The organism is Bradyrhizobium sp. CCBAU 53338, assembly GCF_015291665.1.
In the GTDB taxonomy this organism is placed as follows: domain Bacteria; phylum Pseudomonadota; class Alphaproteobacteria; order Rhizobiales; family Xanthobacteraceae; genus Bradyrhizobium.
Genome location: NZ_CP030048.1, coordinates 3,339,490 through 3,365,189, shown reverse-complemented (window position 1 = coordinate 3,365,189; position 25,700 = coordinate 3,339,490). Strand labels below are relative to the sequence as shown.

36 protein-coding genes are annotated in these 25,700 nt (G+C 63.4%); 2 read left to right on the top strand and 34 right to left on the bottom strand.

Annotated features, from left to right (window positions below; genetic code table 11):
* Nucleotides 1–145 precede the first annotated feature (145 nt).
* Nucleotides 146–1,777 (top strand): OprO/OprP family phosphate-selective porin, encoded by a 1,632-nt coding sequence (locus tag XH90_RS15635; protein ID WP_194482276.1) that lies wholly within the window; start codon nt 146–148, stop codon nt 1,775–1,777.
* 38 nt (nt 1,778–1,815) lie between these two features.
* On the opposite strand, the gene XH90_RS15630 is transcribed toward XH90_RS15635, so the two are convergent.
* The gene (locus XH90_RS15630; RefSeq protein ID WP_194482275.1) at nt 1,816–2,193 is read right to left on the bottom strand and encodes a helix-turn-helix domain-containing protein; all 378 of its coding nucleotides are present in this window, start codon (nt 2,191–2,193) and stop codon (nt 1,816–1,818) included.
* 121 nt (nt 2,194–2,314) lie between these two features.
* Between XH90_RS15630 and XH90_RS15625 the strand changes: the two genes are divergently transcribed.
* Nucleotides 2,315–3,328 carry a zinc-binding alcohol dehydrogenase family protein gene (locus XH90_RS15625; protein ID WP_194482274.1) on the top strand — a complete coding sequence of 338 codons (1,014 nt, stop codon included), beginning with the start codon at nt 2,315–2,317 and terminating at the stop codon, nt 3,326–3,328.
* A 54-nt stretch (nt 3,329–3,382) separates the two neighbouring features.
* Here XH90_RS15625 and hisC read toward each other — a convergent pair whose 3' ends face one another.
* From hisC to fusA, 33 genes are all read right to left on the bottom strand, one after another.
* Nucleotides 3,383–4,441, bottom strand: a complete 1,059-nt coding sequence (gene hisC / locus XH90_RS15620) for a histidinol-phosphate transaminase (RefSeq protein WP_194482273.1) — start codon at nt 4,439–4,441, stop codon at nt 3,383–3,385.
* A gap of 2 nt (nt 4,442–4,443) precedes the next feature.
* Nucleotides 4,444–5,754 carry a chloride channel protein gene (locus XH90_RS15615; RefSeq protein WP_194482272.1) on the bottom strand — a complete coding sequence of 437 codons (1,311 nt, stop codon included), beginning with the start codon at nt 5,752–5,754 and terminating at the stop codon, nt 4,444–4,446.
* Between the two features lie 57 nt (nt 5,755–5,811).
* Nucleotides 5,812–6,108 carry a DUF1330 domain-containing protein gene (locus tag XH90_RS15610; protein WP_194482271.1) on the bottom strand — a complete coding sequence of 99 codons (297 nt, stop codon included), beginning with the start codon at nt 6,106–6,108 and terminating at the stop codon, nt 5,812–5,814.
* Nucleotides 6,109–6,117: 9 nt separating this feature from the next.
* Entirely contained in the window at nt 6,118–6,906 is a 789-nt protein-coding gene (locus XH90_RS15605; RefSeq protein WP_194482270.1) for an SDR family NAD(P)-dependent oxidoreductase, read from the bottom strand.
* 321 nt (nt 6,907–7,227) lie between these two features.
* The gene (rplQ, locus tag XH90_RS15600; protein WP_057745449.1) at nt 7,228–7,644 is read right to left on the bottom strand and encodes a 50S ribosomal protein L17; all 417 of its coding nucleotides are present in this window, start codon (nt 7,642–7,644) and stop codon (nt 7,228–7,230) included.
* A 166-nt stretch (nt 7,645–7,810) separates the two neighbouring features.
* Entirely contained in the window at nt 7,811–8,842 is a 1,032-nt protein-coding gene (locus XH90_RS15595) for a DNA-directed RNA polymerase subunit alpha (protein ID WP_194482269.1), read from the bottom strand.
* 113 nt (nt 8,843–8,955) lie between these two features.
* Nucleotides 8,956–9,345: a 30S ribosomal protein S11 gene (gene rpsK / locus XH90_RS15590; protein WP_007603045.1), complete on the bottom strand. Its 390-nt coding sequence runs from the start codon at nt 9,343–9,345 to the stop codon at nt 8,956–8,958.
* 122 nt (nt 9,346–9,467) lie between these two features.
* The gene (rpsM, locus tag XH90_RS15585; protein ID WP_014494511.1) at nt 9,468–9,836 is read right to left on the bottom strand and encodes a 30S ribosomal protein S13; all 369 of its coding nucleotides are present in this window, start codon (nt 9,834–9,836) and stop codon (nt 9,468–9,470) included.
* A gap of 188 nt (nt 9,837–10,024) precedes the next feature.
* On the bottom strand, nt 10,025–10,894 hold the full coding sequence (locus tag XH90_RS15580) for an adenylate kinase (protein ID WP_194482268.1): 870 nt from the start codon (nt 10,892–10,894) through the stop codon (nt 10,025–10,027).
* 275 nt (nt 10,895–11,169) lie between these two features.
* Nucleotides 11,170–12,501 (bottom strand): preprotein translocase subunit SecY, encoded by a 1,332-nt coding sequence (gene secY, locus XH90_RS15575; RefSeq protein ID WP_092228451.1) that lies wholly within the window; start codon nt 12,499–12,501, stop codon nt 11,170–11,172.
* A gap of 150 nt (nt 12,502–12,651) precedes the next feature.
* On the bottom strand, nt 12,652–13,137 hold the full coding sequence (gene rplO, locus XH90_RS15570; RefSeq protein WP_194482267.1) for a 50S ribosomal protein L15: 486 nt from the start codon (nt 13,135–13,137) through the stop codon (nt 12,652–12,654).
* A 76-nt stretch (nt 13,138–13,213) separates the two neighbouring features.
* On the bottom strand, nt 13,214–13,420 hold the full coding sequence (gene rpmD, locus XH90_RS15565) for a 50S ribosomal protein L30 (RefSeq protein ID WP_092294155.1): 207 nt from the start codon (nt 13,418–13,420) through the stop codon (nt 13,214–13,216).
* Between the two features lie 25 nt (nt 13,421–13,445).
* Nucleotides 13,446–14,039 carry a 30S ribosomal protein S5 gene (rpsE, locus tag XH90_RS15560; RefSeq protein ID WP_194482266.1) on the bottom strand — a complete coding sequence of 198 codons (594 nt, stop codon included), beginning with the start codon at nt 14,037–14,039 and terminating at the stop codon, nt 13,446–13,448.
* Between the two features lie 44 nt (nt 14,040–14,083).
* Nucleotides 14,084–14,446, bottom strand: a complete 363-nt coding sequence (rplR, locus tag XH90_RS15555) for a 50S ribosomal protein L18 (protein ID WP_008549238.1) — start codon at nt 14,444–14,446, stop codon at nt 14,084–14,086.
* A gap of 11 nt (nt 14,447–14,457) precedes the next feature.
* The gene (gene rplF / locus XH90_RS15550; protein WP_194482265.1) at nt 14,458–14,991 is read right to left on the bottom strand and encodes a 50S ribosomal protein L6; all 534 of its coding nucleotides are present in this window, start codon (nt 14,989–14,991) and stop codon (nt 14,458–14,460) included.
* 16 nt (nt 14,992–15,007) lie between these two features.
* On the bottom strand, nt 15,008–15,406 hold the full coding sequence (rpsH, locus tag XH90_RS15545; protein WP_015685407.1) for a 30S ribosomal protein S8: 399 nt from the start codon (nt 15,404–15,406) through the stop codon (nt 15,008–15,010).
* 14 nt (nt 15,407–15,420) lie between these two features.
* Nucleotides 15,421–15,726, bottom strand: a complete 306-nt coding sequence (gene rpsN / locus XH90_RS15540; protein WP_057745473.1) for a 30S ribosomal protein S14 — start codon at nt 15,724–15,726, stop codon at nt 15,421–15,423.
* Between the two features lie 46 nt (nt 15,727–15,772).
* Nucleotides 15,773–16,330: a 50S ribosomal protein L5 gene (gene rplE, locus XH90_RS15535; RefSeq protein ID WP_011088141.1), complete on the bottom strand. Its 558-nt coding sequence runs from the start codon at nt 16,328–16,330 to the stop codon at nt 15,773–15,775.
* On the bottom strand, nt 16,323–16,637 hold the full coding sequence (gene rplX, locus XH90_RS15530) for a 50S ribosomal protein L24 (protein WP_007603031.1): 315 nt from the start codon (nt 16,635–16,637) through the stop codon (nt 16,323–16,325). The genes rplE and rplX overlap by 8 nt, the downstream gene beginning before the upstream one ends.
* Complete coding sequence (rplN, locus tag XH90_RS15525; protein WP_063682754.1) at nt 16,637–17,005, bottom strand: 50S ribosomal protein L14; 369 nt, start codon at nt 17,003–17,005, stop codon at nt 16,637–16,639. The genes rplX and rplN overlap by 1 nt, the downstream gene beginning before the upstream one ends.
* 84 nt (nt 17,006–17,089) lie before the next feature.
* On the bottom strand, nt 17,090–17,338 hold the full coding sequence (gene rpsQ / locus XH90_RS15520) for a 30S ribosomal protein S17 (protein WP_057745481.1): 249 nt from the start codon (nt 17,336–17,338) through the stop codon (nt 17,090–17,092).
* A 13-nt stretch (nt 17,339–17,351) separates the two neighbouring features.
* Nucleotides 17,352–17,558 carry a 50S ribosomal protein L29 gene (gene rpmC / locus XH90_RS15515; protein WP_027520957.1) on the bottom strand — a complete coding sequence of 69 codons (207 nt, stop codon included), beginning with the start codon at nt 17,556–17,558 and terminating at the stop codon, nt 17,352–17,354.
* 5 nt (nt 17,559–17,563) lie between these two features.
* Complete coding sequence (gene rplP, locus XH90_RS15510) at nt 17,564–17,977, bottom strand: 50S ribosomal protein L16 (protein WP_027535296.1); 414 nt, start codon at nt 17,975–17,977, stop codon at nt 17,564–17,566.
* Nucleotides 17,978–18,007: 30 nt separating this feature from the next.
* Complete coding sequence (rpsC, locus tag XH90_RS15505; RefSeq protein WP_014494500.1) at nt 18,008–18,733, bottom strand: 30S ribosomal protein S3; 726 nt, start codon at nt 18,731–18,733, stop codon at nt 18,008–18,010.
* A gap of 18 nt (nt 18,734–18,751) precedes the next feature.
* A complete protein-coding gene (gene rplV, locus XH90_RS15500; RefSeq protein ID WP_057745488.1) occupies nt 18,752–19,141 on the bottom strand; it encodes a 50S ribosomal protein L22 in 390 nt (129 codons plus the stop codon).
* A gap of 10 nt (nt 19,142–19,151) precedes the next feature.
* Nucleotides 19,152–19,430 (bottom strand): 30S ribosomal protein S19, encoded by a 279-nt coding sequence (rpsS, locus tag XH90_RS15495; protein WP_008136357.1) that lies wholly within the window; start codon nt 19,428–19,430, stop codon nt 19,152–19,154.
* A gap of 12 nt (nt 19,431–19,442) precedes the next feature.
* Nucleotides 19,443–20,276, bottom strand: coding sequence for a 50S ribosomal protein L2 (gene rplB, locus XH90_RS15490; RefSeq protein ID WP_194482264.1), 834 nt, complete (start codon nt 20,274–20,276; stop codon nt 19,443–19,445).
* A 12-nt stretch (nt 20,277–20,288) separates the two neighbouring features.
* Nucleotides 20,289–20,591, bottom strand: a complete 303-nt coding sequence (locus tag XH90_RS15485; protein ID WP_027535292.1) for a 50S ribosomal protein L23 — start codon at nt 20,589–20,591, stop codon at nt 20,289–20,291.
* A complete protein-coding gene (gene rplD / locus XH90_RS15480) occupies nt 20,588–21,208 on the bottom strand; it encodes a 50S ribosomal protein L4 (protein ID WP_011088150.1) in 621 nt (206 codons plus the stop codon). Before rplD ends, XH90_RS15485 begins: the two co-directional genes overlap by 4 nt.
* Before the next feature lies 1 nt (nt 21,209).
* A complete protein-coding gene (gene rplC, locus XH90_RS15475) occupies nt 21,210–21,926 on the bottom strand; it encodes a 50S ribosomal protein L3 (RefSeq protein WP_128951221.1) in 717 nt (238 codons plus the stop codon).
* Between the two features lie 53 nt (nt 21,927–21,979).
* Nucleotides 21,980–22,288, bottom strand: a complete 309-nt coding sequence (gene rpsJ, locus XH90_RS15470) for a 30S ribosomal protein S10 (protein WP_002712302.1) — start codon at nt 22,286–22,288, stop codon at nt 21,980–21,982.
* An 82-nt stretch (nt 22,289–22,370) separates the two neighbouring features.
* Entirely contained in the window at nt 22,371–23,561 is a 1,191-nt protein-coding gene (gene tuf, locus XH90_RS15465; protein ID WP_008136415.1) for an elongation factor Tu, read from the bottom strand.
* Between the two features lie 40 nt (nt 23,562–23,601).
* Entirely contained in the window at nt 23,602–25,674 is a 2,073-nt protein-coding gene (gene fusA / locus XH90_RS15460; RefSeq protein WP_194482263.1) for an elongation factor G, read from the bottom strand.
* Between the last annotated feature and the right edge of the window lie 26 nt (nt 25,675–25,700).

Genomic DNA, 25,700 nt, shown 5'->3' with positions numbered 1-25,700 from the left:
GTGCGCGATGGCGGATTCGGTTGCGGCGAATTGGCATCAGTGGGAACCGCGCAACCGGGCGCGTGCCGTCGCGGGGCAGTCATCGATCACTCTTAGGCTCTCCCGTTGCGACTTGGGGAAGTTCGTCAAAGGATGGAGTCACAACATGAGCAGGACGAGAATTGCAGCCACGGCGATTGGTCTCGCCGGCGTGCTGGCGGCCTCACAGGCCCAGGCCCAATCGGCAAGCAACAGCGAACAGGAGATCGCGCTCCTGAAACAGCAGCTGAAGATGCTCGAGCAGAAGCTCGACAAGCTTCAGAGCCAGACCGCCGCCAACACGGCAGCCACGGCGAAGGCGAGACAGGAAGCGAAGGCAGAGGCCAAGGCTGAAGCGCGCTCCGAGGCGAAGGCTGCCCTCGCCAATGCCAACGCGGCAATTCCGGTCAAGGGCCCGGTGGCCCCGTCCGGTGTCGTGGTGACGATGCCGAACAACCGGCCGACCATCTGCACGGCCGACGACCAGAACTGCGTGGCCATCACGAGCCGCGTGCACTGGGATGTCGGCGGCTACAATTACCGTCCCGACACAGCATCAACTGTGCCGCAAAAGCTCGACAGCGGCGAGAACATCCGCCGCGCGCGCATCGGCATCGTCGGCAAGTTCTTTGGCGACTGGAACTACAGCCTGATCTACGACTTCGGCGGTTCGTCCGACGGTTTTGGCGGCACCGGCGCGGCTGGCGGCACTGCTGTCGGCTTCCTTCCGGGCGGCGGAACGTCGGGCATCGAAAACGCCTTTCTCAGCTACACCGGCCTCAAGCCATTCGGCGGCAAGATGGCGGTCGAGGCCGGCGTCATGGATATCGCCTGGACCATGGATGAATCCACCAGCTCCAACGACATCATGTTCATGGAGCGCGCCACGCCCGGTCTCATCGCGCAGAATATTGCAGCCGGCGACTTCCGCTCGGCCGTCGGGACCCGCTGGTGGAATGACCAGCTCTGGATGGGCGCCTACGTCACGGGACCGACCACTGGCCAGATTCACTCGGCGTCCAGCGTCTCGCCGCCCGGCACCAGCGAGCAGTATGGCGCAGTCGCCCGTGTCGCCGGCAATCCGATCAGCGGCAACGGCTACTCCGTGCATATCGGCGCCGACGCGGAATGGCTGATCCAGCCGCCGCGCAACCTGGTAACGCAGGCCCAGACGCTCACGCTCAGCGACCGGCCGGAGTTGCGGATCGATCCGACGACGCTGATCTCGACCGGTGCAATCGCCAACGTCTCCGGCGCGCAGGTCTATGGCGTCGAAGCGGCCGCGACCTATGGCTCGTTCATCGCGCAGGGCGAATACTACTGGTTCAACGTCGACCGCACGGCGAACACCGGCCTGCCGCCGGTTGGCGCGACGAGCCTGAAGTTCGACGGCGGTTACGCGCAGGTCGGGTACGTCCTGACCGGCGAGCACCGTGCCTACAATCCGGCGTCGGCCGCCTATGGCGGCATCAAGCCGGCCAATCCCTTCTCACTCGCGGGCGGCGGCTGGGGCGCATGGGAAATCGCAGGACGCGTGAGCACGATGAACCTGAACGATCAGCTCGCAACCGCCGCCGGCATCGCCGGTGGACGGCAAACCATCTACACCGCCGCGCTGAACTGGTACGTCAACAACAATGTCCGCTTCATGCTCGACTATCTGCATGGCGACATCTCCAAGCAGGCCAGCGCCGTCTCCGCGGTGAACGCGGGCTCGACGTTCAATGCGGTGGCGATGCGGACGCAAGTCGCGTTCTAAGGCGATCTCTTCCGGGAGCGGCACGCCGCTCCCGGATATCACGCCGCGCGCTTCGCCTTCTTCACGACCACCGGCGGCGGCGCACAGGACAGCCGTTGCTGGTGGCTCTCGCCCCAGGCCTTGAGAATGTCGATCACCGGCCGCAGGCTCTCGCCGAGCTCGGACAGGCAATATTCCACCCGCGGCGGCACCTCGGCATAGACCTTGCGGATGACGAGCTTGTCCTCCTCCAGCGCGCGAAGCTGCTTGGTCAGCATCCGCTGGGTGATGCCGGGCATCATGCGGCGCAGTTCGCCGAAGCGCTGGGTGCCGCTCTGGAGGTGATAGAGGATCACGCCCTTCCATTTGCCGTCGATCAGATCCAGCGTCGCCTCGACCGAGCAGCCCGGACGACGGGCAAAATTACGCCGCTTCATCTGCATTTTCCCAATAGTATCCAAACAGGGACTATATCCCCAAACGTACAGTACTTGCCAAATGGGAGCCAGCGCGACAATTAGAGCGGCAGGCGAATTCGCCATCTGATGGAGACAAGCCATGAAGGCCGTCGGCTACAGGAAGTCGCTTCCGATCGACGATCGGGACGCGCTGATCGATTTCGAGACCGCCAAGCCGGAGCCCAGGGGACGCGACATCCGCGTCGCTGTGAAGGCGATCTCGGCCAATCCGGTCGATTACAAGGTACGCAAGCGCGCCGCCCCGCCCGAAGGCGAGACCAAGATCCTGGGGTATGACGCAGCCGGCGTGGTCGACGCCGTCGGCCCCGAGGTCACGCTGTTCAAGCCCGGAGACGAGGTGTTTTACGCGGGCTCGATCCTGCGCCAGGGCACCAATTCGGAATTCCATCTGGTTGACGAACGTATCGTCGGCAACAAACCGAAATCGCTCTCGTTCGCGCAGGCCGCAGCCCTTCCCCTCACCTCCATCACCGCCTGGGAATTGCTGTTCGACCGCCTCGGTGCGGTCCCAGGCAAAAGCGTCGATCCGCGCACTCTCTTGATCACCGGTGGCGCCGGCGGTGTCGGCTCGATCCTGATCCAGCTGGCACGCCGACTCACCGGCCTCACCGTGGTTGCAACCGCGACGCGGCCGGAATCGCAGAAATGGTGCCTCGATCTCGGCGCGCATGCGGTAATCGATCACGGCAAGCCGATGAGAGAGCAGATCGAGAAGCTGAAGCTGCCGCCGGTCGCGCTGGTGGCGAGCCTCACCTTCACCGATCAGCACTATAAGGGCATCGCCGAGTTGATGGCGCCGCAAGGGCGCTTCGGCCTGATCGACGATCCTCCTGAGTTCACCATGAGCACCTTCAAGGGCAAGGCGATCTCGGTGCACTGGGAATCGATGTTCACGCGCTCCTCGTTCCAGACGCCCGACATGATCGCGCAGCATCACCTGCTCAACGACGTCGCCGACCTCATCGACAAGGGCGTGCTGCGCACCACGCTCGACCAGACCTTCGGCACGATTAACGCCACCAATCTCAAGCGCGCACATGTACTGCTCGAGAGCGGCAAGTCGCGCGGCAAGATCGTGCTGGAGGGGTGGTAGGCAAGTCTCTCGCAAGGTGGGCAAAGGCGCTTGCGCCGTGCCCACCGTTCTTAGTTATCCCATGATCCGGGACAAGGCCGACAACATCCGGTCGATCTGCTCATCCGTGCCCACGGTGATCCGCAGATAGTCCGATATCCGAGGTGCGGAGAAGTGGCGGACGATCACCGCCTGCTCCCGCAGCGCCGCTGCAAGGGCAGCCCCCCGATGCGCGGGATGGCGCGCGAAGACGAAGTTTGCCAGCGACGGCAGCACCTCGAAGCCAGCGCCCTTGAGTCCACGGGTCAACCGCTCCCTGCCCTCGATCACGCGAAGGCGGCTCTGCTGGAAATAGGCTTCGTCCTCGAGCGAGGCGATCGCGCCGGCCTGAGCCGGCCGGCCAAGCGGATATGAATTGAAGCTGTCCTTCACGCGGGTCAGCGCATCGATCAGATCGGCATCGCCGATCGCATATCCGACCCGAAGCCCGGCCAGCGCACGCGACTTCGACATGGTCTGCACGACCAGCAGATTGCGATGGGACGCGACCAGCGGAATCGCGGTCTCGGCGCCGAAATCGACATAGGCCTCGTCGACGACCACGGGCACATCCGGATGCTCTTCAAGCAGCATTATGATCTCGGCGCGCGGCAGCGCGATCCCCGTCGGCGCATTCGGATTGGGGATGATGATCGCACCGGCCGGCCGGCGATAGTCGGCAACGCGGATCCGCATGGCCTGATCGAGCGGCACGGTCTCGTAGGCGATGCCGAACAGGCGACAATAGACCGGATAGAAACTGTAGGTGATATCCGGAAACAGCAGCGGCGCATCGTGCTTCAGCAGGGCGACGAAGGCATGCGCGAGCACCTCGTCCGAGCCATTGCCGACAAACACCTGCTCGGGGCTCACGCCGTGATAGGCGGCCAGGGTCGCCCGCAGCGCGGTGGCCTGCGGGTCCGGATAGAGACGCAGCGTATCGGCCGCCGCCTCGCGAATCGCCTCCAGCGCACGCGGCGACGGACCTGCCGGGTTCTCGTTGGTATTCAGCTTGACTAAATCCGCCATGCGGGGCTGTTCGCCCGGCACGTAGGGCTTCAACTCATGCGTCAAGCTGCTCCAGAAACGGCTCATCGTCACTCCCCCTCACGCGAACGCGTCGCCCGCTCGACGAAGCCTTTTGCCAGCGCGTGATAGATACCCTCCTCACAGATCATCCGCGAGACGAAATGCGCGATCAGTGCGGCCGTCATCAACGGCACGACCATGCCGTGATTGTCGGTCATCTCGGTCACGATCACGAAGGCGGTGATCGGCGCCTGCACGACGCCGGCGAAATACGAGACCATGCCGAGCAGCATGATCGCGCCGAGCGGCGCGTCGTGGAAGAGCGCCGCGATGTTGCTGCCGATGCCGGCACCGACCGCCAGCGAGGGCGAGAAGATGCCGCCGGGAATGCCGCTAATCGCGGCGAAGGTGGTCGCCAGGAGCTTGAGCACGCCAAAATCTCGAGGCAGCGGCGTACCGTGCTCCAGCGCCGTCTTCACCTGCTCATAGCCCGTGCCATAGATCGTATCGCCAGACACCAGGCCGCAGATCGCGACGGCGAGACCGCAAGCACACGCGAACCAGAGCGGGTGGCCCTTGATCGCACGTCCGAGCGGGGTCTTGAAACCGCGCGCCAAGGCGATGACGATCCGGCTGAACAGGCCGCCGGCGAGGCCACCGACCATCCCACACAGCGGAACGGCCAGCCAGTCGGCGCCACGCGAAAGCGACATCGCGCTGCTGCCGAAATAGGCGTAGTTGCCGGCCAGCGCGAGCGAGGTCAGGCCGGCCGCGATGACCGCCGCGATGATGAGGCTGGATGTTCGGGTCTCGAAAGCGCGGCTCATTTCCTCGATGCCGAAGACAATTCCCGCAAGCGGCGTGTTGAAGGCCGCGGCGACGCCCGCGGCGGCACCGGCGAGGATCAACCCGGGCTGACGGCGCGGCGAGACACGCCCGAGCGCGAACATGATCGAGGCGCCGACCTGAACAGTCGGCCCTTCCCGCCCCACCGAGCCGCCGCAGAGGAGGCCGAACAGCGTGAGGATAATCTTGCCGATTGCAATCCGGATCGAGACCAAGCTCTCGCGCGCACTTTGATCGGTCAGATGCCGCGCGGCAATCGCCTGCGGAATGCCGCTTCCTTGCGCGTTCGGAAACAGGCGGATGGTCAGATAGGCCGACAGCATGAATCCGAGCGGCGTCACCGCCAGCACGGCATAGCGCGACTTGCCAAGCAGGAGTGCAAAGGCGTGCTGCGCGAGATCAGCGAGCTGCGCCAGCGCCACGGCCGCAGCGCCGACCCCGATCCCCCCGAGCAGAAAGATTGCCCGTCGCTGCCATCGCGCAGACGTCAGCCTGAACAGGCGCTTGTGGCGGGTCGAGAGGGGACGGAACATGGAGCCCCTGTTTTAACCGGTCGGGCCCCGAATTAAAGCGGCAAGTGGGAAGACCAGCTAGTCCGGAACCACGCCCTCGACGAACAGCAACCGGCGTTCCAGTGCGCCGGCGCGGATCTTCAACGCCTCGGCGTATTCCGGCGAGGCATACCATTCCTTGAGCCTCGCCATCGACGGAAATTCGACGACGACGATGGCCCTCGGCGGAAGGTTGCCTTCCGCCAGCTCCGCCTTGCCGCCACGAACGAGATATCGCCCACCATATTGCGCGATCGTCTTCGCCGCGAGCGCGCGATAGGCCTCGAAACCATCGAGATCGCGCATCTCGACTTCGGAAATCACATACGCCGTCATGCGCCCCTCTTACGCAATCGTATTGACGATGCCGCCTTCGGCGCGCAGTGCCGCACCGTTGGTGGCGGATGCCTCTTTCGAGGCGACATAGACCACCATGTTGGCAATCTCGTCGACGCTGGCAAAACGCTGGATCAGCGAACTCGGGCGGTGTTGCTTGACGAAATTGGCGGCGGCCTCGTCGACCGATTGCCCGTTCTGCCTGGCCAGATCCCTCACGAAGGTTTCGACGCCTTCGGACATGGTCGGGCCAGGCAGCACCGAGTTCACCGTGACGCCGCTGCCCCGGGTGAGCTGCGCGAGGCCACGCGCGACCGCGAGTTGGGCCGTCTTGCTCGTGCCGTAGTGGATCATCTCGACGGGAATGTTGAGACCCGATTCCGAGGAGATGAAGACGATGCGGCCCCAGTTGCGCTCGAGCATGCCCTTCATGTAAGCGCGCGACAGCCGCACGCCGCTCATCACGTTGACCTCGAAGAATCGACTCCAATCCTCGTCCGGAATCTCGAAGAAGTCCTTCGGCTCGAAGATGCCGGCGTTGTTGATGAGGATATCGACCTCGGGCAGCGCCGCCACCAGCGCCTTGCAGCCTGCCGAAGTCGAAACGTCGGCGGCGATGCCGCGCACCTTGGCGCCGGTCGCTTCCAGCTTGTGCACGGCTGCATCGACCTTGTCCCGGCTACGCCCGTTGATCACGACGCTCGCGCCCGAGCCGGCAAGACCCTTGGCGATTGCGTGGCCGATGCCGGCGGTCGAGCCGGTCACGAGGGCGGTCTTTCCGGAAAGGTCGATCTTCATCAGTCAATCTCCATTGCTGTTGACGGAGATATCGTGCGCTGCACACGCAGCTTCAATCGTCCCTCACCGACGCGTGAGGATTGAGCTTTTCGGCGGTAGCGTCCGGACAAACGCGACGATGCATCGAGATCCTGGGCCGTCATGGTGGCGCAGCCAGCATAGGCCATCGGCGGCTTCAGCTTGCGACCGTCGTGCGCGATGCCTTGCGCAATCGCACGCTTGATTTCGTCATCATCGTGCGCAGCACGAGAAATGGCTGCCGGATGTAAAAAAAGCGGCGCCCCAGGGGCGCCGCTTCTGAAACGCTGATTGCGAGTCGGCTTACGCCGCCTCGGCTTCCTTCGCCTGCACCGGACCGGAGTCCTGGCCCTTGGCATCGACGTCGCGATCGACAAACTCGATCACGGCCATCGCGGCGTTGTCGCCGTAGCGGAAGCCGGCCTTGATGATCCTGGTGTAGCCACCCTGGCGATCCTTGTAGCGGGGCGCCAGCACGTCGAACAGCTTCTTGACCTGGTCCTTGTCGCGCATCTCGGAGATGGCCTGGCGACGCATGGAGAGGCCGCCCTTCTTGCCGAGGGTGACGAGCTTCTCGACGATCGGACGAAGCTCCTTGGCCTTGGGCAGCGTGGTGACGATCTGCTCGTGCTTGATCAGCGCGGCCGCCATGTTGGCGAACATCGCGCGGCGGTGCTCGGCCGTGCGGTTGAGCTTCCGATGAACCTTGCCGTGACGCATGTGTGTAGTCCTTACTTAAAACTGCCGCGACGGTTCGTCGGACATGTTGCTCAGGTGGGCTGCCTGCGTTCGCCCTGGTCGGTCATTCCGGACGCCGCGAAGCGACGATCCGGAATCTCGAGGTTCCGGGTTCGATGCTCGCGCATCGCCCCGGAACGACGAATTCTCAGTAGTGATCTTCGAAACGCTTGGCGAGCTCGTCGATGTTCTCCGGCGGCCAGCCCGGCACTTCCATGCCGAGGTGCAGACCCATCTGGGCCAGCACTTCCTTGATTTCGTTCAGCGACTTGCGGCCGAAGTTCGGGGTGCGGAGCATTTCCGCTTCGCTCTTCTGCACGAGGTCGCCGATGTAGACGATGTTGTCGTTCTTCAGGCAGTTGGCCGAACGCACCGACAGCTCGAGCTCGTCCACCTTCTTGAGGAAGGCCGGGTTGAAGGCGAGGTCCGGGATGATCTCCTGGGCGACTTCCTTGCGCGGCTCTTCGAAGTTGACGAACACGTTGAGCTGATCCTGCAGGATGCGGGCGGCGTAAGCCACCGAATCATCCGGCGAGATGGCGCCGTTGGTCTCGATCGTCATGGTCAGCTTGTCGTAGTCGAGGATCTGGCCCTCGCGGGTGTTCTCGACCTTGTAGGAGACCTTGCGGACGGGCGAGTACAGGCTGTCGACCGGGATCAGGCCGATCGGTGCATCCTCGGGACGGTTGCGCTCGGCGGGCACATAGCCCTTGCCGGTCGCGACCGTGAACTCCATGCGGATCTCGGCGCCCTCGTCGAGCGTGCAGATCTGGAGGTCAGGGTTCAGCACGGTGACATCGCCGACTGTCTGGATGTCGCCGGCCGTGACGACGCCCGGGCCGCTCTTCTTCACGACCATGCGCTTGGGGCCTTCGCCCTGCATCTTGATCGAGATGTCCTTGATGTTCAGCACGATGTCGGTGACGTCCTCACGGACGCCCGCGATCGAGGAGAACTCGTGCAGCACGCCGTCGATGTGCACCGACTGCACCGCCGCGCCCTGAAGCGAGGAGAGCAGGATGCGACGCAGCGCGTTGCCGAGGGTCTGGCCGAAACCACGCTCGAGCGGCTCGGCAACGATGGTCGCGAAGCGCGACGGATCGCTGCCGGGCGTGACCTGGAGCTTGTTCGGCCGAATCAGTTCTTGCCAATTTTTCTGGATCGTCACTGTTTCACCCATACAGGCCAGTCGATTTGAAAAATTCAAATACTGGCGTTGGAGAAAGGCCGCAGATCAAACCCGCGGCTTCTTAAAAAAAGCATCGCGGGCACCACAGCGCCCGCAACTTCGCATCAGACGCGCCGGCGCTTGCGCGGACGGCAACCGTTGTGCGGGATCGTGGTCACGTCGCGGATCGAGGTGACGGTGAAGCCCGCGGCCTGGAGCGCACGGAGCGCCGACTCACGGCCCGAACCGGGACCGGCGACCTCGACTTCCAGCGTGCGCATGCCGTGTTCCTGCGCCTTCTTGGAGACGTCCTCGGCAGCAACCTGCGCAGCATACGGGGTCGACTTGCGCGAGCCCTTGAAGCCCATCGTGCCGGCGGAGGACCAGGCAATCGTGTTGCCCTGCGCATCGGTGATGGTGATGGTCGTGTTGTTGAAGGACGAGTTCACGTGCGCGACGCCGGAGGCGATGTTCTTGCGCTCACGACGACGAACACGGGTGGCTTCCTTGCCCATAGAGTACCTTTCCTGAAGATCTCAAACGCCGCCGTAATGCCAGCGGCTACACCTGATGGAACGAAAGGCGCGTGGCGAACGGGCTTCCCCTATCGCCACACGCCGCGATTGGATTCGAAAACTTACTTCTTCTTGCCGGCGATGGCCTTGGCCGGGCCCTTGCGCGTACGCGCATTGGTGTGGGTGCGCTGGCCGCGCACCGGCAGACCGCGACGATGGCGCAGGCCGCGATAGCAGCCGAGGTCCATTAGACGCTTGATGTTGATACCGACTTCGCGACGCAGATCGCCCTCGACGAGATAGTCGCGGTCGATCACTTCGCGGATCTGAAGCACCTCGGCGTCGCTGAGCTGATTGACGCGACGATCCTCGGGGATCTTCACCTTTTCAAGGATCTCACCAGCGATCTTCTGGCCGATGCCATGGATGTACTGGAGCGCGATCAGCACGCGCTTGTTGGTCGGAATGTTCACGCCGGCAATACGGGCCACGGCCTTCTCTCCTGTTGCCGATCCCTCGTCAGGAATCGGGCTTTAAGTGCTTGTGTTTCTCGGGCAGGTGTTCACAAACGCGAACACGACGCCCACCCCTGGTCTTCCTGGGGCCCGGCATCGTTTGAAACTATCCGACTTGGATGCGGGGCTTATTAAGGGATTCAGGGGGCTTCCGTCAACCGCCGCTAGCGCCTGGCTCGCTTTTTCGTGACCTTTTTTGCGGCCTTTTTGGCACCCTTTTTGACGGCCTTCTTGGCGGTCTTCTTGGCGGTCTTTTTGACCGTCTTCTGGGCTGCCTTCCTGGCCGCCCTTTTTGCGCCCTTCACGGCTTTTTTGGCCGATTTGGCAGCCTTTTTGGCTGATTTCGCCGCCTTTTTGGCCGATTTCTTCGCTGCCTTGACCTTCCTTACCGCCTTCTTCGCGGGCGCCGCCTTGGCCGCGCTGCGGGCATGGGTCTTTGGGTCGACCGCGCCCAGCGCCAGAAGCTGGCGGTGGATGGCACGAGTGACCTCGTCGATGGCCATCATGCCGTCGATCGTCGATAGCTTCCGACGCTCGGAATAATAGTGAATCAGCGGTTCCGTCTGGCTGCGGTAGCTGGCGAGGCGCTTGGTCAGGACTTCCGGGGTGTCGTCGAGCCGGACCTCCTCCCCGCGCTCCCGCATCTGGGCGACGCGGGTCTCGACGCGGCTCAACAGCGCGCTCTCGTTGACGCGGAGCTCGATCACGGCGTCGAGCTTGAGATGCTTGTGCCTGAGCAAATCATCCAGCGCTGCGGCCTGCGGCACGGTGCGCGGGAAACCGTCCAGGATGAATCCATTTTTCGCGTCGGGCTGGTCGATGCGGTCGGAGATGATTCCCACCACGACGTCGTCGGGCACGAGTCCGCCGCTGGCCATGATCTCCTTGGCCTTCAGCCCGACCGGCGTCCCCGCCGCGACGGCTGCACGCAACATTTCGCCGGTCGAGAGCTGGACGATACCGTAGCGCTGCACCAGCAGCTGCGCCTGGGTCCCCTTGCCCGATCCTGGCGGTCCCAGAAGTATAATTCTCATTGCGTACGCCCCCCGGATTGGTGAGCGACAGATCGCGCACCTGTGTTTGAAAATTCAGTAACAGTGCAAATCATAATCAGCGCCGCACCGCTACCCATATCATAGGGGAGCAAACGCCCGGACGCCAAGACAGCTTTGAAATCAGTGATTGCGCTGCATAGAGAGCAGCTCTGCCGGTGCGACCGAACCGTTGTCGATCGCCTTCCGAAGGCGCCGCGCGTCGCTCGCGCGGCGAATCGACGGCGCAGGCGCGCCGCCTTGGAGGACGCCGCGGCTTAGCGGCGGCGGCCTCGCAGCTTCGACTTGCGGATCAGGCCCTCATACTGATGAGCCAGCAGATAACCCTGCACCTGTGCCACCGTGTCCATGGTGACGCTGACCACGATCAGCAGCGAGGTGCCGCCGAAGTAGAACGGCACCGACGCGTAGGAGATCAGGATCTCCGGGATCAAGCAGACGATCGCGAGATAGATCGCACCGAGCACAGTGATGCGCGAGAGCACGTAGTCGATATATTCCGCGGTGCGCTCGCCCGGCCGGATGCCCGGGATGAAGCCGCCATGCTTCTTCAGATTGTCGGCGGTCTCGGTCGGGTTGAACACGATCGCGGTGTAGAAGAAGGCGAAGAACACGATCAGCGCGAGATAGAGCACCAGGAACAGCGGACGGCCGTGGCCGAGCTGCGTGGTGATCCACTGGAACCACTCCGGCCCCTTGCCTGCGTTGAAGTTCGCAACCGTGGTCGGCAAGAGGAGCAGCGAGGACGCGAAGATCGGCGGGATCACGCCCGAGGTGTTGAGCTTGAGCGGCAGATGCGAGGACTGCCCCTCGAACATCTTGTTGCCGACCTGGCGCTTCGGATACTGGATCAGCAGCCGGCGCTGGGCGCGCTCCATGAACACGATGAAGGCGATCACGGCGACCGCCATCACGATCACGACCAGGATCAGGCCGGTCGACATCGCACCCTGACGGCCGAGCTCGAGCATGTTGGCGAGAGCTGCGGGCAGCTCGGCGACGATGCCGGAGAGAATGATCAGCGAGATGCCGTTGCCGATGCCGCGCGAGGTGATCTGCTCGCCCAGCCACATCAGGAACATGGTGCCGCCGGTCAGCGTGATCGCGGTGGAAAGACGGAAGAACATGCCGGGGTCGCTGACGACATTGCCGGCACCTTCGAGGCCGACCGCGATGCCGTAGGACTGGAATGCGGCCAGGATCACCGTGAGGTAGCGGGTGTACTGGTTCAGCGTCTTGCGGCCCGCCTCACCCTCCTTCTTCAGCGCCTCGAGCTGCGGCGAGACGGTGGTGAGGAGCTGGATGATGATCGAGGCCGAGATGTACGGCATGATGTTCAGCGCGAAGATCGCCATGCGGTGGATGCCGCCGCCGGCGAACATGTTGAACATGCCGAGGATGCCGCCCGCCTGCGACTTGAACACCTGCTCCCAGATGTTGGGATCGATGCCGGGCAGCGGGATGTAGGTTCCGAGCCGATAAACGAGCAGCGCACCCAGCGTGAACCAGATGCGCTTCTTCAGTTCGTCGGCCTTGGCAAACGCGCCGAAATTGAGATTGGCTGCCAGTTGTTCCGCTGCTGAGGCCATATTGGACTTTCTCCCGCCGCCTGTTGCGCCGTCATACCCGCGGCCGGGCTATTCTAGCGGACGCCGGACATTATCTGGGGCTTCGGCTTCGATAAGTCCATCGTCCCGCATGCGTAAAGGCCCGCGAGGCGCGGGCCAATGACGCAGTTGTTACGCCGCCTCGCCTTCTTCCTTGGCAGGGGCGAGGATCTTCACCGAACCGCCGGCCTTCTCGACCGCCTCGATCGCGGACTTGGTGGCCCCATGGACTTCGATGTTCAGCTTGGCCTTGAGCTCGCCGCGGCCGAGCAGCCGCAGGCCGCCCTTGGCGCGGCGCAGCACGCCGGCCTTCACCAGGGCCTCGACGTTCACGATGCTGCCGGCTTCGAGCTTCTTGGCATCGACCGCATCCTGGAGACGGTCGAGATTGATCTCGGCGTACTCGACGCGGAAGATGTTGTTGAAGCCGCGCTTGGGCAGACGGCGATGCATCGGCATCTGACCGCCTTCGAAACCCTTGATGCGCACGCCCGAACGCGCGGTCTGGCCCTTGCCGCCGCGGCCGGACTGCTTGCCCTTGCCCGAACCGATGCCACGGCCGACGCGCATGCGCTTCTTGCGCGAGCCGGCGTTGTCGGCGATATCGCTGAGCTTCATCGCCCTGCTCCTTGTGTTTTGCGCATGACCTGGTCCGAAAACCGGGATCCACTTTTCGGGATCATGCGCGCAAATTTTACTTCTCGTCGACGATGCGAACGAGATGGTGAACCTTTTCGATCATGCCGCGCACGGCCGGGGTGTCCGGCAGTTCGCTGGTGCGGCCGATCTTGTTGAGCTTGAGCCCGATCAGCGTCGAACGCTGCGAGTGATGGCGGCGGATCGCGCTGCCAGTCTGCTCGAGCTTGATCGTCTTTGCGGACTTAGCGGCGTCCTTGGCCATCGTGGTCTACTCCGAAAAACGTTGGTTAGTCCGCAGCCGCCTCGGCATCGCCGCCGACGCGACGACCCTGGAGGGTGGACACCTTGATGTTGCGGCGCGCCGCGACCGAACGCGGGCTGTCTTGGTGCTTGAGCGCATCGAAGGTCGCGCGAACCATGTTGTACGGGTTCGACGAGCCGATCGACTTCGCGACCACGTCCTGGACGCCGAGCGTCTCGAACACGGCGCGCATCGGGCCGCCGGCGATGATGCCGGTGCCGGCCGGAGCGGCACGCAGGTAGACACGGCCCGCGCCATGACGGCCGGCGATGTCGTGATGCAGCGTACGGCCCTCGCGCAGCGACACGCGGGTCAGGTTGCGCTTGGCGGACTCGGTGGCCTTGCGGATCGCCTCAGGCACTTCGCGCGCCTTGCCGTGACCGAAGCCGGCGCGGCCCTTCTGATCGCCGATCACGACCAGCGCCGCGAAACCGAAGCGCTTGCCGCCCTTGACGACCTTGGCCACGCGGTTGATGTGGACCAGCTTGTCGACGAACTCGCTGTCGCGCTCCTCGCGCTCCTTGCGTTCACGCCCGCCGCCGCGTTGATCGCGTCCACCACGTTGTTCGCGTTCTGCCATTTTTCCAATCCTTCAGAGGCTTGCGCCTCAATCCTCAAATTCTGTTAGAAGCTCAGCCCGCTCTCACGCGCAGCGTCGGCGAGAGCCTTGACACGCCCGTGGTAGAGGTAGCTGCCGCGATCGAACACGACTTCCTTGACGCCCTTCTCGGCAGCGCGCTCGGCCAGCAGCTTGCCGACCGCTTTCGCCGCATCGATGTCGGCGCCGGTCTTGCCGCCGTCGCGCATCGCCTTCTCGAGCGAGGAGGCAGAGGCCAGCGTCTCGCCCTTCAGGTCGTCGATGACCTGGGCGTAGATGTGCTTGGACGAGCGGAACACCGACAGACGCGGACGACCACCACCGGAGCGGCGCAGCTTCAGCCGCACACTCCGCTTGCGCCGGGCATTGGTAACCTTGGCTTTGGACATGACCGGCTCCGTTACTTCTTCTTGCCTTCCTTGCGGAAGATGAATTCGCCAACATACTTCACGCCCTTGCCCTTGTAGGGCTCCGGCGGGCGATACGAGCGGATCTCAGCGGCGACCTGGCCGACGCGCTGGATGTCGCTGCCCGTCACCGTGATCTCGGTCGGCTTCGGCACGGTGATCGTGATCCCTTCCGGGATCGTGTAGATCACGTCGTGGCTGTAGCCGAGCGCGAGTTGCAGGTTCTTGCCCTGCATCGCGGCGCGGTAACCGACGCCGGTGATTTCGAGCTTCTTCTCGAAGCCCTTGGTGACGCCTTCGACCAGATTCGCGACCTGGGCGCGAGCGGTGCCGTACAGCGCCCGCGCGCGGTTGGTCTCGGCCCGCGGCTGGACCTTGATCTGGCCGCTCTCGAGCTTCACCTCGACGTCGTCATGGACGACGAACTGAAGCTGGCCCTTCGGCCCCTTCATCTTGACGGTCTGCCCGTCGACGGTCGCGGTCACACCGGACGGCACCGCCACAGGCCTTTTGCCAACACGTGACATGGATCAAAAACCCTTCTCAGAACACCGTGAAGAGGACTTCACCGCCCACGTTCGCTTCACGCGCACTGTGGTCGGCCATGATCCCCTTCGGCGTCGACAACACCGAAATACCGAGTCCGTTATTGACCCGCGGCAGGTTCTTCACCGAGGCGTAGACGCGACGCCCGGGCTTGGAAACACGTTCGATTTCGCGGATGACGGGCTCGCCGTCGAAATACTTCAGCTCGATCTCGATCTCGCTGCGACCCGAGGAGTGCTCGAGGGTCGCATAACCGCGGATGTAGCCCTCGCTCTTGAGCACTTCGAGGACGTTCTCGCGCATCTTCGAGCCAGGCGTGGAGACCTTGCTCTTGGAGCGCATCTGCGCGTTGCGGATGCGGGTGATCAGATCGCTGATTGGATCGTGCGTAGACATCTAAACGACCCTCCTTACCAGCTCGACTTCACGAGGCCCGGGACCATGCCCTTGGAGCCAAGGTCGCGGAGCGCGATACGGGACAGCTTGTTCTTGCGGTAGTTCGAGCGCGGACGGCCCGACAGCTCGCAACGCAGACGGATGCGGGTGGCCGACGAATTGCGCGGCATTTCCGCAAGCTTCAGGGTCGCGGCGAACCGCTCCTCCATCGGCAGCGTCTTGTCGGCGATGATCGCCTTCAACCGCTCGCGCTTCGGGGCGGCGTTCTTCACCATCCGCTTGCGCCGGTTGTTCTTCTCGACTGAACTCTTCTTTGCCATGCTTGGCTCCTGGGTATCCGCGTTTGAGAGGCTTTAGGTCAGCGTCTCACTGCCGGAACGGGAAATTGAAAGCGGTCAACAAGGCCCTCGCCTCTTCGTCGGTCTTGGCCGTGGTGCAGACGGTGATGTCCATGCCGCGGGCTTCCGTGACCTTGTCGAAGTCGATCTCGGGGAAAATGATGTGCTCCTTGATGCCGAGCGAGTAGTTGCCGCGGCCGTCAAAGCTCTTCGGGTTCAGGCCGCGGAAGTCGCGGACGCGCGGCAGCGCGACCGTCACCAGGCGATCGATGAACTCGTACATGCGGGCCTTGCGCAGCGTGACCTTGCAGCCGATCGGCTGGTTCTCACGCAGCTTGAAGGTCGCGATCGCGATGCGCGAATAGGTCACGATCGCCTTCTGGCCGGCGATCTGGGTCAGTTCGGCAGCGGCGGTCTCGGCCTTCTTGCGGTCGTTGACGCTGTCGCCCACGCCCATGTTCAGCACGACCTTGTCCAGGCGCGGAACCTGCATCACGTTCTCATAACCGAACTTCTCGGTCATGGCCGTGCGGATCTTCGCGTCGTATTCCGCGCGCAGGCGCGGGGTGTAAGCGGCCTCAGCCATCGATCTCAGCTCCCGAGCTCTTGGCGATGCGGACCTTCTTGCCGTCCGCCAGAATCTTGAATCCGACGCGGGTCGGCTTTCCGTCCTTGCCGACATACGCGATGTTGGACAGTTGGATCGGCGACTCCTTCGAGATGATGCCGCCCTCCTGGGCCTGCGTCTGCTTCTGGTGACGCTTGACCATGTTGATGCCGCGCACGAGCGCCGTGCCGGCGTCGGGGCGAACTTCGAACACTTCGCCGGTGCGACCCTTGTCGCGGCCGGTCAGCACGACGACCTTGTCGCCCTTGCGGATCTTCGCAGCCATCACAGCACCTCCGGCGCGAGCGAAATGATCTTCATGTGGTTCTTGGCGCGCAGCTCGCGCGGCACGGGCCCGAAGATACGGGTGCCGACCGGCTCGGACTGATTGTTGATCAGAACGGCGGCGTTGCGGTCGAACCGGATGACCGAACCGTCAGCGCGGCGGATGTCCTTGCGGACACGCACCACGACGGCCTTCATCACGTCGCCCTTCTTCACCTTGCCACGCGGAATGGCTTCCTTGATCGAGACGACAATGACGTCGCCGATCGTGGCGTAGCGGCGCTTGGAGCCTCCGAGCACCTTGATACACATGACACGGCGTGCGCCAGAATTGTCGGCCACGTCGAGGTTGGTCTGCATCTGAATCATTGATGCACCTCGTCCTCTTTCTCTTTGCGCCAGCCTAGCCGGCGCTCAACATTTCCCTGAAGTCAGTCGGCCAAGGCCAACAGATCAGGCGCTTTTCTTGTGTTCGCCCCGGATCACGATCCAGCACTTCAACTTCGAGATCGGCTTGGTCTCTTCGATCCAGACCATGTCGCCCGGCTTGAACTCGTTGTTCTCGTCGTGCGCGTGGTAGTTCTTCGAACGGCGGATGGTCTTCTTGTAGATCGGGTGCGTGAAGCGGCGATCGACGCGCACCACGACGGTCTTGGCAGTCTTGTCGCTGACGACCACGCCTTGCAAAGTACGTTTCGGCATATCCGTTAGCCCCTTACTTCTTCTTCGCGCGCTGCTGCGCGGCGACGGTCTTGATCCGGGCGATGTCACGGCGAGCCTCGCGCAGACGCGAGGTGTTCTCGAGCTGCCCGGTGGCACGCTGGAAGCGCAGGTTGAAGCGCTCCTTCTTCAGGTTCAGGACGGCGTCGTCCTGCTGGTCGGGGCTCATCGCGCGGATGTCTTCGATCTTCATCTGGGCCATGGCCATTACTCCGCAATGCGCTCGACGAAGCGCGTCTTGATCGGCAGCTTGGCGGCCGCCAGGGTCAGCGCCTCACGCGCCGTCTGGGTGTTGACGCCGTCGATCTCGAACAGCACCCGGCCCGGCTTGACGCGGGCGACCCACAATTCCGGCGAACCCTTGCCGGAGCCCATGCGGACTTCGGCCGGCTTCTTCGACACCGGAACGTCGGGGAACACGCGGATCCAGACGCGGCCGGCGCGCTTCATGTGGCGGGTCAGCGCGCGGCGGGCGGCTTCGATCTGACGCGCGGTGACGCGCTCAGGCTCGGTCGCCTTCAGGCCGAACTGGCCGAACGCCAACGTCGCGCCCGAAGTCGCAACGCCGTGAATGCGGCCCTTATGCGCCTTCCGGAACTTCGTTTTCTTAGGTTGCATCATGGCTTTAAGCCCTCAAATTCCTGTGCTGGATCAGGCTGCAGCCGTATCGCGGCGCTGACGGCCACCACGATCACCACTGCCACCCGTCTCGCCCTCGGCCATTCTCTTGTCCTGGGCCATCGGATCGTGCTCGAGGATCTCGCCCTTGAAGATCCAGACCTTGACGCCGCAGGTGCCGAAGGTCGTGAACGCGGTCGCAACGCCGTAGTCGATGTCGGCGCGCAGCGTGTGCAGCGGCACGCGCCCCTCGCGATACCACTCCATGCGCGCGATTTCCGCACCGCCCAGACGACCCGAGCAGTTGATGCGGATGCCTTCCGCGCCGAGACGCATCGCCGACTGAACGGCGCGCTTCATGGCGCGGCGGAACGCCACGCGGCGCTCGAGCTGCTGCGCGATCGACTCGGCCACCAGCGTCGCGTCGAGTTCCGGCTTGCGGATTTCGACGATGTTGATGACGACGTCGGACGAGGTGATGTCCGCGACCTTCTTGCGAAGCTTGTCGATGTCGGCGCCCTTCTTGCCGATCACCACGCCCGGACGAGCCGAGTGGATGGTGACGCGGCACTTCTTGTGCGGACGCTCGATCACGATGCGGGCGACGGCCGCCTGCTTGAGCTCCTTGTGCAGGATCTCGCGGATCTTGACGTCCTCATGCAGCAGCTTGCCGTATTCCTGCTTGCCGGCGAACCAGCGGGAATCCCAGGTCCGGTTGATGCCGAGACGCAGACCGATCGGATTGATCTTTTGACCCATCGTTTTCTCCTGCGACCCTTAAGCCGCTGCTGCTTCGGCTTCGACCTGACGAACAATGATCGTCAGCTGCGAAAATGGTTTGTAGACGCGGCCCGAGCGGCCACGGCCGCGGGCGGCAAAGCGCTTCATCACGAGGCCGTTGCCGACGAAGGCCTGCGCCACGACGAGATCATCGACGTCGAGGTCGTGGTTGTTTTCGGCATTGGCGATAGCCGATTCCAGGCACTTCTTCACGTCAACCGCGATCCGCTTGCGCGAAAACTGCAGGTCGGCGAGCGCAGCAGAAGCCTTCCGGCCGCGAATGAGCTGGGCGACCAGGTTGAGCTTCTGCGGGCTCACCCGCAGCATCCGGGCGACCGCCTTGGCCTCGTTCTCGGCGAGGCTCCGTTCGCGCTTAGGTTTGCTCATCGTTTAATCCTCAAGCCTTCTTGGCTTTCTTGTCGCCCGAGTGGCCATGGAAGGTCCGGGTCGGCGAGAACTCGCCGAACTTGTGACCGACCATTTCCTCGTTGACGGCCACCGGCACGTGCTTCTGACCGTTGTAGACGCCGAAGGTCAGGCCGACGAACTGCGGCAGGATCGTCGAGCGACGGCTCCAGATCTTGATGACGTCGTGACGGCCGGACGCGCGCGCGGCATCTGCCTTCTTGAGCAGAGAACCCTCGACGAACGGGCCTTTCCAGACTGAACGAACCATGTCCGTCGTTCCTTACTTCTTCCGCTTGTGGCGGCTTAGGAGAATGAATTTGTTGGTCGACTTGTTGGTGCGGGTCTTCTTGCCCTTGGTCGGCTTGCCCCACGGGGTGACCGGGTGGCGACCGCCCGAGGTACGACCTTCACCACCGCCGTGCGGATGGTCGATCGGGTTCATCGCGACACCGCGGTTGTGCGGGCGACGGCCCATCCAACGCTTGCGACCGGCCTTGCCGATCGAGGTGTTCATGTGGTCCGGATTCGACACCGCACCGATCGTACCGCGGCAACGGCCGTGCACCAGGCGCTGCTCACCCGAGTTCAGGCGGATGATCACGTAGTCCTGGTCGCGGCCGACGAGCTGGGCGTAGGTGCCGGCGGACCGGGCGAGCTGGCCGCCCTTCCCGATCTTGACCTCGATGTTGTGGATGATCGTGCCGACCGGCATGTTGCCGAGCGGCATGACGTTGCCCGGCTTCACGTCGACGTAGTTGCCGGCGACGATGGTATCACCCACGGCCAGGCGCTGCGGCGCCAGGATGTAGGCCTGTTCGCCGTCCTGATACTTGATCAGCGCGATGAAGCCGGTCCGGTTCGGATCGTACTCGAGCCGCTCGACGGTTGCGGGAACGTCGATCTTCTCACGCTTGAAGTCGACGGTGCGCAGCGTCTGCTTGTGGCCACCGCCACGGAAGCGCACGGTGATGCGACCGGTGTTGTTGCGGCCACCCGAGGACTTCTTGCCTTCGGTGAGCGCCTTGACCGGCTTGCCCTTGTAGAGGGCTGAACGATCGACCATGACCAGCTGGCGCTGACCCGGTGTCGTGGGATTGAATTTCTTCAGTGCCATCGTCGTGCGACCTTACAGACCGGTGGTCACGTCGATCCGATGACCCTCTTCGAGGGTCACGATCGCGCGCTTGGTGTTCGACTGCGAGCCGAGATTTCCGCGGAAGACCTTGGTCTTGCCCTTGCGGACCAGCGTGTTGACGCTCTTGACCTTGACGTCAAACAGCTTCTCGATCGCTTCCTTGATCTGCGGCTTGGTCGCCTTCGCGGCCACCTTGAACAGAACCTTGTTGTGCTCGGACGCCAGCGTCGCCTTTTCGGTGACGACCGGGGCGACGATCACGTCGTAATGGCGAGCCTCGATGTTCTTCGTCATTTGAAGCGCGCCTCCAGCGCATCGATGGCGGCCTTGGTCAGAACGAGCTTCTGACGGCGCAGGATGTCATAGACGTTGATGCCCTGGATCGGCAGCACGTCCATGTTCGGGATGTTGCGGGCCGCCGCGGCAAAGCCGTTGTTGAGCTCGGCACCGTCAATGATCAGCGCGTTGGTGAGCCCCAGGCCCGAGAAGTGACCGAGCAGCGCCTTGGTCTTGGCAGCCTCCAGCGCCGCCTTGTCGATCACGAGCAGATCGCCGTCCTTGGCCTTGGCCGAGAGCGCATGCTTCAGAGCGAGCGCACGGACCTTCTTCGGCAGGTCGGTGGCGTGCGAACGCACGACCGGACCGAAGGCACGACCGCCGCCGCGGAACTGCGGCACGCGGGCCGAGCCGTGACGAGCACCGCCGGTCCCCTTCTGCTTGTACATCTTCTTGCCGGTGCGCCAGATCTCGGCGCGACCCTTGGCCTTGTGCGTACCGGCCTGACGCTTGTTGAGCTGCCACTGCACGCAACGTGCAATGATGTCCTGGCGCGGCTCGAGGCCGAAAATGGCGTCGGACAGCTGGACGGAGCCCGCTTCCTTGCCCTCGAGAGTGGTGACCTTCAATTCCATCTCACGCACCCTCTTGCTGGGCCGCAGCCTCGGCTTCGCCGCCCGCAACCTTGAACTTGCCGGGCTTCGGAGCTTCCTTCGGCAGCGGCTTCTTGACGGCGTCGCGCACGCGGATCCAGCCGCCCTTGGAGCCAGGAACGGCGCCTTCGACGAGGATCAGGCCACGCTCGACGTCGAGCTGAACGACGCGCAGGTTGAGCGTGGTGATGCGGTCGACGCCCATGTGGCCGGGCATCTTCTTGTTCTTCCAGGTCTTGCCCGGGTCCTGACGACCACCGGTCGAACCGATCGAACGGTGCGAGACCGACACACCGTGCGTGGCGCGCAGACCGCCGAAGTTCCAGCGCTTCATACCGCCGGCGAAGCCCTTACCGACCGAGGTGCCGGTGACGTCGACGAACTGGCCGACGACGAAATGGTCGGCGAGGATCTCGGCGCCCACGGGGATCATGGCGTCCGCGGAAACGCGGAACTCCTCGACCTGCCGCTTCGGCTCTACCTTGGCGACCGCGAACTGGCCGCGCTCTGCCTTGGGCATGTACACGGTCTTGCGGCTGCCAGAACCAAGCTGGAGCGCAACGTAACCGTTCTTCTCTTCAGTGCGGTGGCCTACGACCTGGCAATTGCCGAGCTTCAGCACGGTCACGGGGATATGTTCGCCGGCCTCTGTAAAGACTCGCGTCATCCCGACCTTTTGTGCGATCACTCCGGAGCGCATCGGCGTGCTTCCTGTTCTTTCTGTCCGCTAGGTGCGAACGTGATCCAAAAATCTTAGAGCTTGATCTCGACGTCGACACCGGCGGCCAGGTCGAGCTTCATCAAAGCATCGACGGTCTGCGGGGTCGGATCGACGATGTCGAGCAGACGCTTGTGAGTGCGCATCTCGAACTGTTCGCGGCTCTTCTTGTCGACGTGGGGCGAACGGTTGACGGTGAACTTCTCGATGCGGGTGGGCAGCGGAATGGGTCCGCGAACCTGCGCACCGGTGCGCTTCGCCGTGTTCACGATCTCGCGGGTCGACGTATCGAGGATCCGATGGTCGAACGCCTTGAGACGGATGCGAATATTCTGGCCGTTCATTGCCGTGGTCTCTCTTCGTTGGGTGGCGAATAGCGAATAGCGAATGTCACCATTCGCTACTCGCCGGTCCCTATTCTCGTAATTACTCGATGATCGAAGCGACGACGCCGGCGCCGACGGTGCGGCCACCTTCGCGGATCGCGAAGCGGAGCTTCTCTTCCATCGCGATCGGCACGATGAGGTGCACTTCCATCGCGATGTTGTCGCCCGGCATCACCATCTCGGTACCTTCCGGCAGGTGCACGACACCGGTCACGTCGGTGGTGCGGAAGTAGAACTGCGGACGGTAGTTGGTGAAGAACGGGGTGTGGCGACCGCCCTCCTCCTTGGTGAGGATGTAAGCCTCAGCCTTGAACTTGGTGTGCGGCTTGACCGAACCCGGCTTGCACAGCACCTGGCCGCGTTCGACGTCTTCACGCTTGGTGCCGCGGAGCAGCGCACCGATGTTGTCGCCGGCCTGGCCCTGATCGAGCAGCTTGCGGAACATTTCGACGCCGGTGACGGTGGTCTTCTGGGTCGCGCGGAGACCGACGATCTCGATTTCCTCGCCGACCTTGACGATGCCGCGCTCGACACGGCCGGTCACGACGGTGCCGCGGCCCGAGATCGAGAACACGTCTTCAACCGGCATCAGGAACGGCTGATCGATCGGACGCTCCGGCTGCGGGATGTACTCGTCGACGTTCTTCATCAGCTCGAGGATGGCGTCGTGGCCGAGCTTCTTGTCGCTGTCTTCGAGAGCGGCGAGCGCCGAGCCCTTGATGATCGGAATCTTGTCGCCCGGGAAGTCGTACTTCGAGAGCAGTTCGCGGACTTCGAGCTCGACGAGCTCGAGGAGCTCCGGATCGTCGACCATGTCGCACTTGTTGAGGAACACGACGAGCGCGGGCACGCCGACCTGGCGGGCGAGCAGGATGTGCTCGCGGGTCTGCGGCATCGGGCCGTCAGCGGCCGACACGACCAGGATCGCGCCGTCCATCTGGGCGGCACCGGTGATCATGTTCTTCACGTAGTCGGCGTGGCCGGGGCAGTCGACGTGCGCGTAGTGGCGGTTCGGTGTCTCGTACTCGACGTGCGCGGTCGAGATGGTGATGCCGCGCGCCTTCTCTTCCGGCGCCTTGTCGATCTGGTCGTACGCGGTGAACGTCGCGCCGCCGGCTTCGGCGAGAACCTTGGTGATCGCCGCGGTCAGCGACGTCTTGCCATGGTCGACGTGACCGATGGTACCGATGTTGCAGTGCGGCTTGTTACGTTCAAACTTAGCTTTGGCCATTTGACTCTCCGTTCAATCGTCAGTTCGTGACCGACGACAATCAGGCAAACTTCTTCTGGACTTCTGCCGACACGTTGGCCGGCGCTTCTGCGTAGTGGTCGAACTGCATGGTGAAGGTTGCGCGACCCTGGCTCATCGAGCGCAGGTTATTCACGTAACCGAACATGTTCATGAGCGGCACCATCGCGTTGATGACGTTGGCGTTGCCGCGCATGTCCTGCCCCTGGATCTGACCGCGCCGGGAATTCAGGTCGCCGATGACCGAACCGGTGTAGTCTTCCGGGGTCACCACTTCGACCTTCATGATCGGCTCGAGCAGGACGGACTTGCCCTTCTGCAAGGCTTCGCGGAATGCAGCGCGCGAGGCGATTTCGAAGGCGAGCGCCGACGAGTCGACGTCGTGATACTTGCCGTCGACGAGCTGAACCTTGACGTCGACCACGGGGAAGCCCGCAACCACGCCAGAGCTCATCACGCTGTTGAGGCCCTTTTCGACGCCGGGGATGTATTCCTTCGGCACCGCGCCGCCGACGATCTTCGACTCGAACTCGTAGCCCTTACCGGGCTCGTTCGGCTCGACGACGATCGACACTTCGGCGAACTGACCGGTACCACCGGTCTGCTTCTTGTGCGTGTACTTGACTTCGGCCTTCTTGGTGACGCGCTCACGGAACGCAACCTGCGGCGCGCCGATGTTGGCGTCGACCTTGTAGGTGCGGCGGAGAATGTCGACCTTGATGTCGAGGTGGAGTTCGCCCATGCCCTTGAGAATGGTCTGGCCGGACTCCTGGTCGGTCGACACGCGGAAGGACGGATCCTCCGCAGCGAGCTTGGCCAGAGCCACACCCAGCTTTTCCTGGTCGGCCTTGGACTTCGGCTCGATCGCGATCTCGATGACCGGCTCGGGGAATTCCATCTTCTCCAGGATCACCTGCTTGTCGGGATCGCACAGCGTGTCACCGGTGCGCGCTTCCTTCAGGCCAGCCAGAGCGACGATGTCGCCAGCATAGGCTTCCTTGATGTCTTCGCGGTTGTTCGCATGCATCAACAGCATGCGTCCAATGCGCTCCTTCTTCTCACGGGTCGAGTTCACGACGCCGGTGCCGCTCTGCAGAACGCCGGAATAGATGCGGCAGAAGGTGATGGTGCCGACGAACGGATCGTCCATGATCTTGAACGCGAGCAGAGCCAGCGGCTCCTTGTCGTCCGCCTTGCGCACGACCTCGTTGCCGCTGTCGTCGGTACCCTTGATCGCGGGCACGTCGATCGGCGACGGCAGATAGTCGACGACGGCATCCAGCAGCGGCTGCACGCCCTTGTTCTTGAACGCCGAGCCGCACAGCACGGGATAGAACGCGCCGGTCAGCACCGCCTTGCGGAGCAGACGCTTCAGGGTCGCCTCGTCCGGCTCCTTGCCGTCGAGATAGGCGGCCATGGCGTCGTCATCGAGCTCGACGGCGGCTTCCACCATCTTCTCGCGGTATTCCTTGGCCTGCTCGACCATGTCTTCCGGAATGTCGACGTAGTCGAACTTCGCGCCGAGCGACTCGTCGTTCCAGACGATGCCCTTCATCTTCACGAGGTCGACGAGACCCTTGAAGTTGTTCTCGGCACCGATCGGAAGCTGAATCGCGATCGGCTTGGCACCGAGGCGGTCCACGATGTCGGCAAGGCACTTGAAGAAGTCGGCGCCGGTCTTGTCCATCTTGTTGGCGAAGACGATGCGCGGAACCTTGTACTTGTCGCCCTGGCGCCAGACGGTTTCGGTCTGGGGCTCGACGCCCTGGTTCGAGTCGAGCACGCAGACGGCGCCATCGAGCACGCGCAGCGAACGCTCGACTTCGATGGTGAAGTCGACGTGACCGGGGGTGTCGATGATGTTCAGGCGCTTGCCGGCCCAGAAGGCGGTGGTCGCAGCGGAGGTGATCGTGATGCCACGCTCCTGCTCCTGCTCCATCCAGTCCATCGTCGCGGCACCTTCGTGCACTTCGCCGATCTTGTGGCTCTTGCCGGTGTAATAGAGGATGCGCTCGGTCGTGGTCGTCTTGCCGGCGTCGATATGCGCCATGATACCGAAGTTACGGTAGTCTTCGATGGCATGTTGGCGGGGCATGGGGTGTTCCTTGCGAGTCCGTTTGC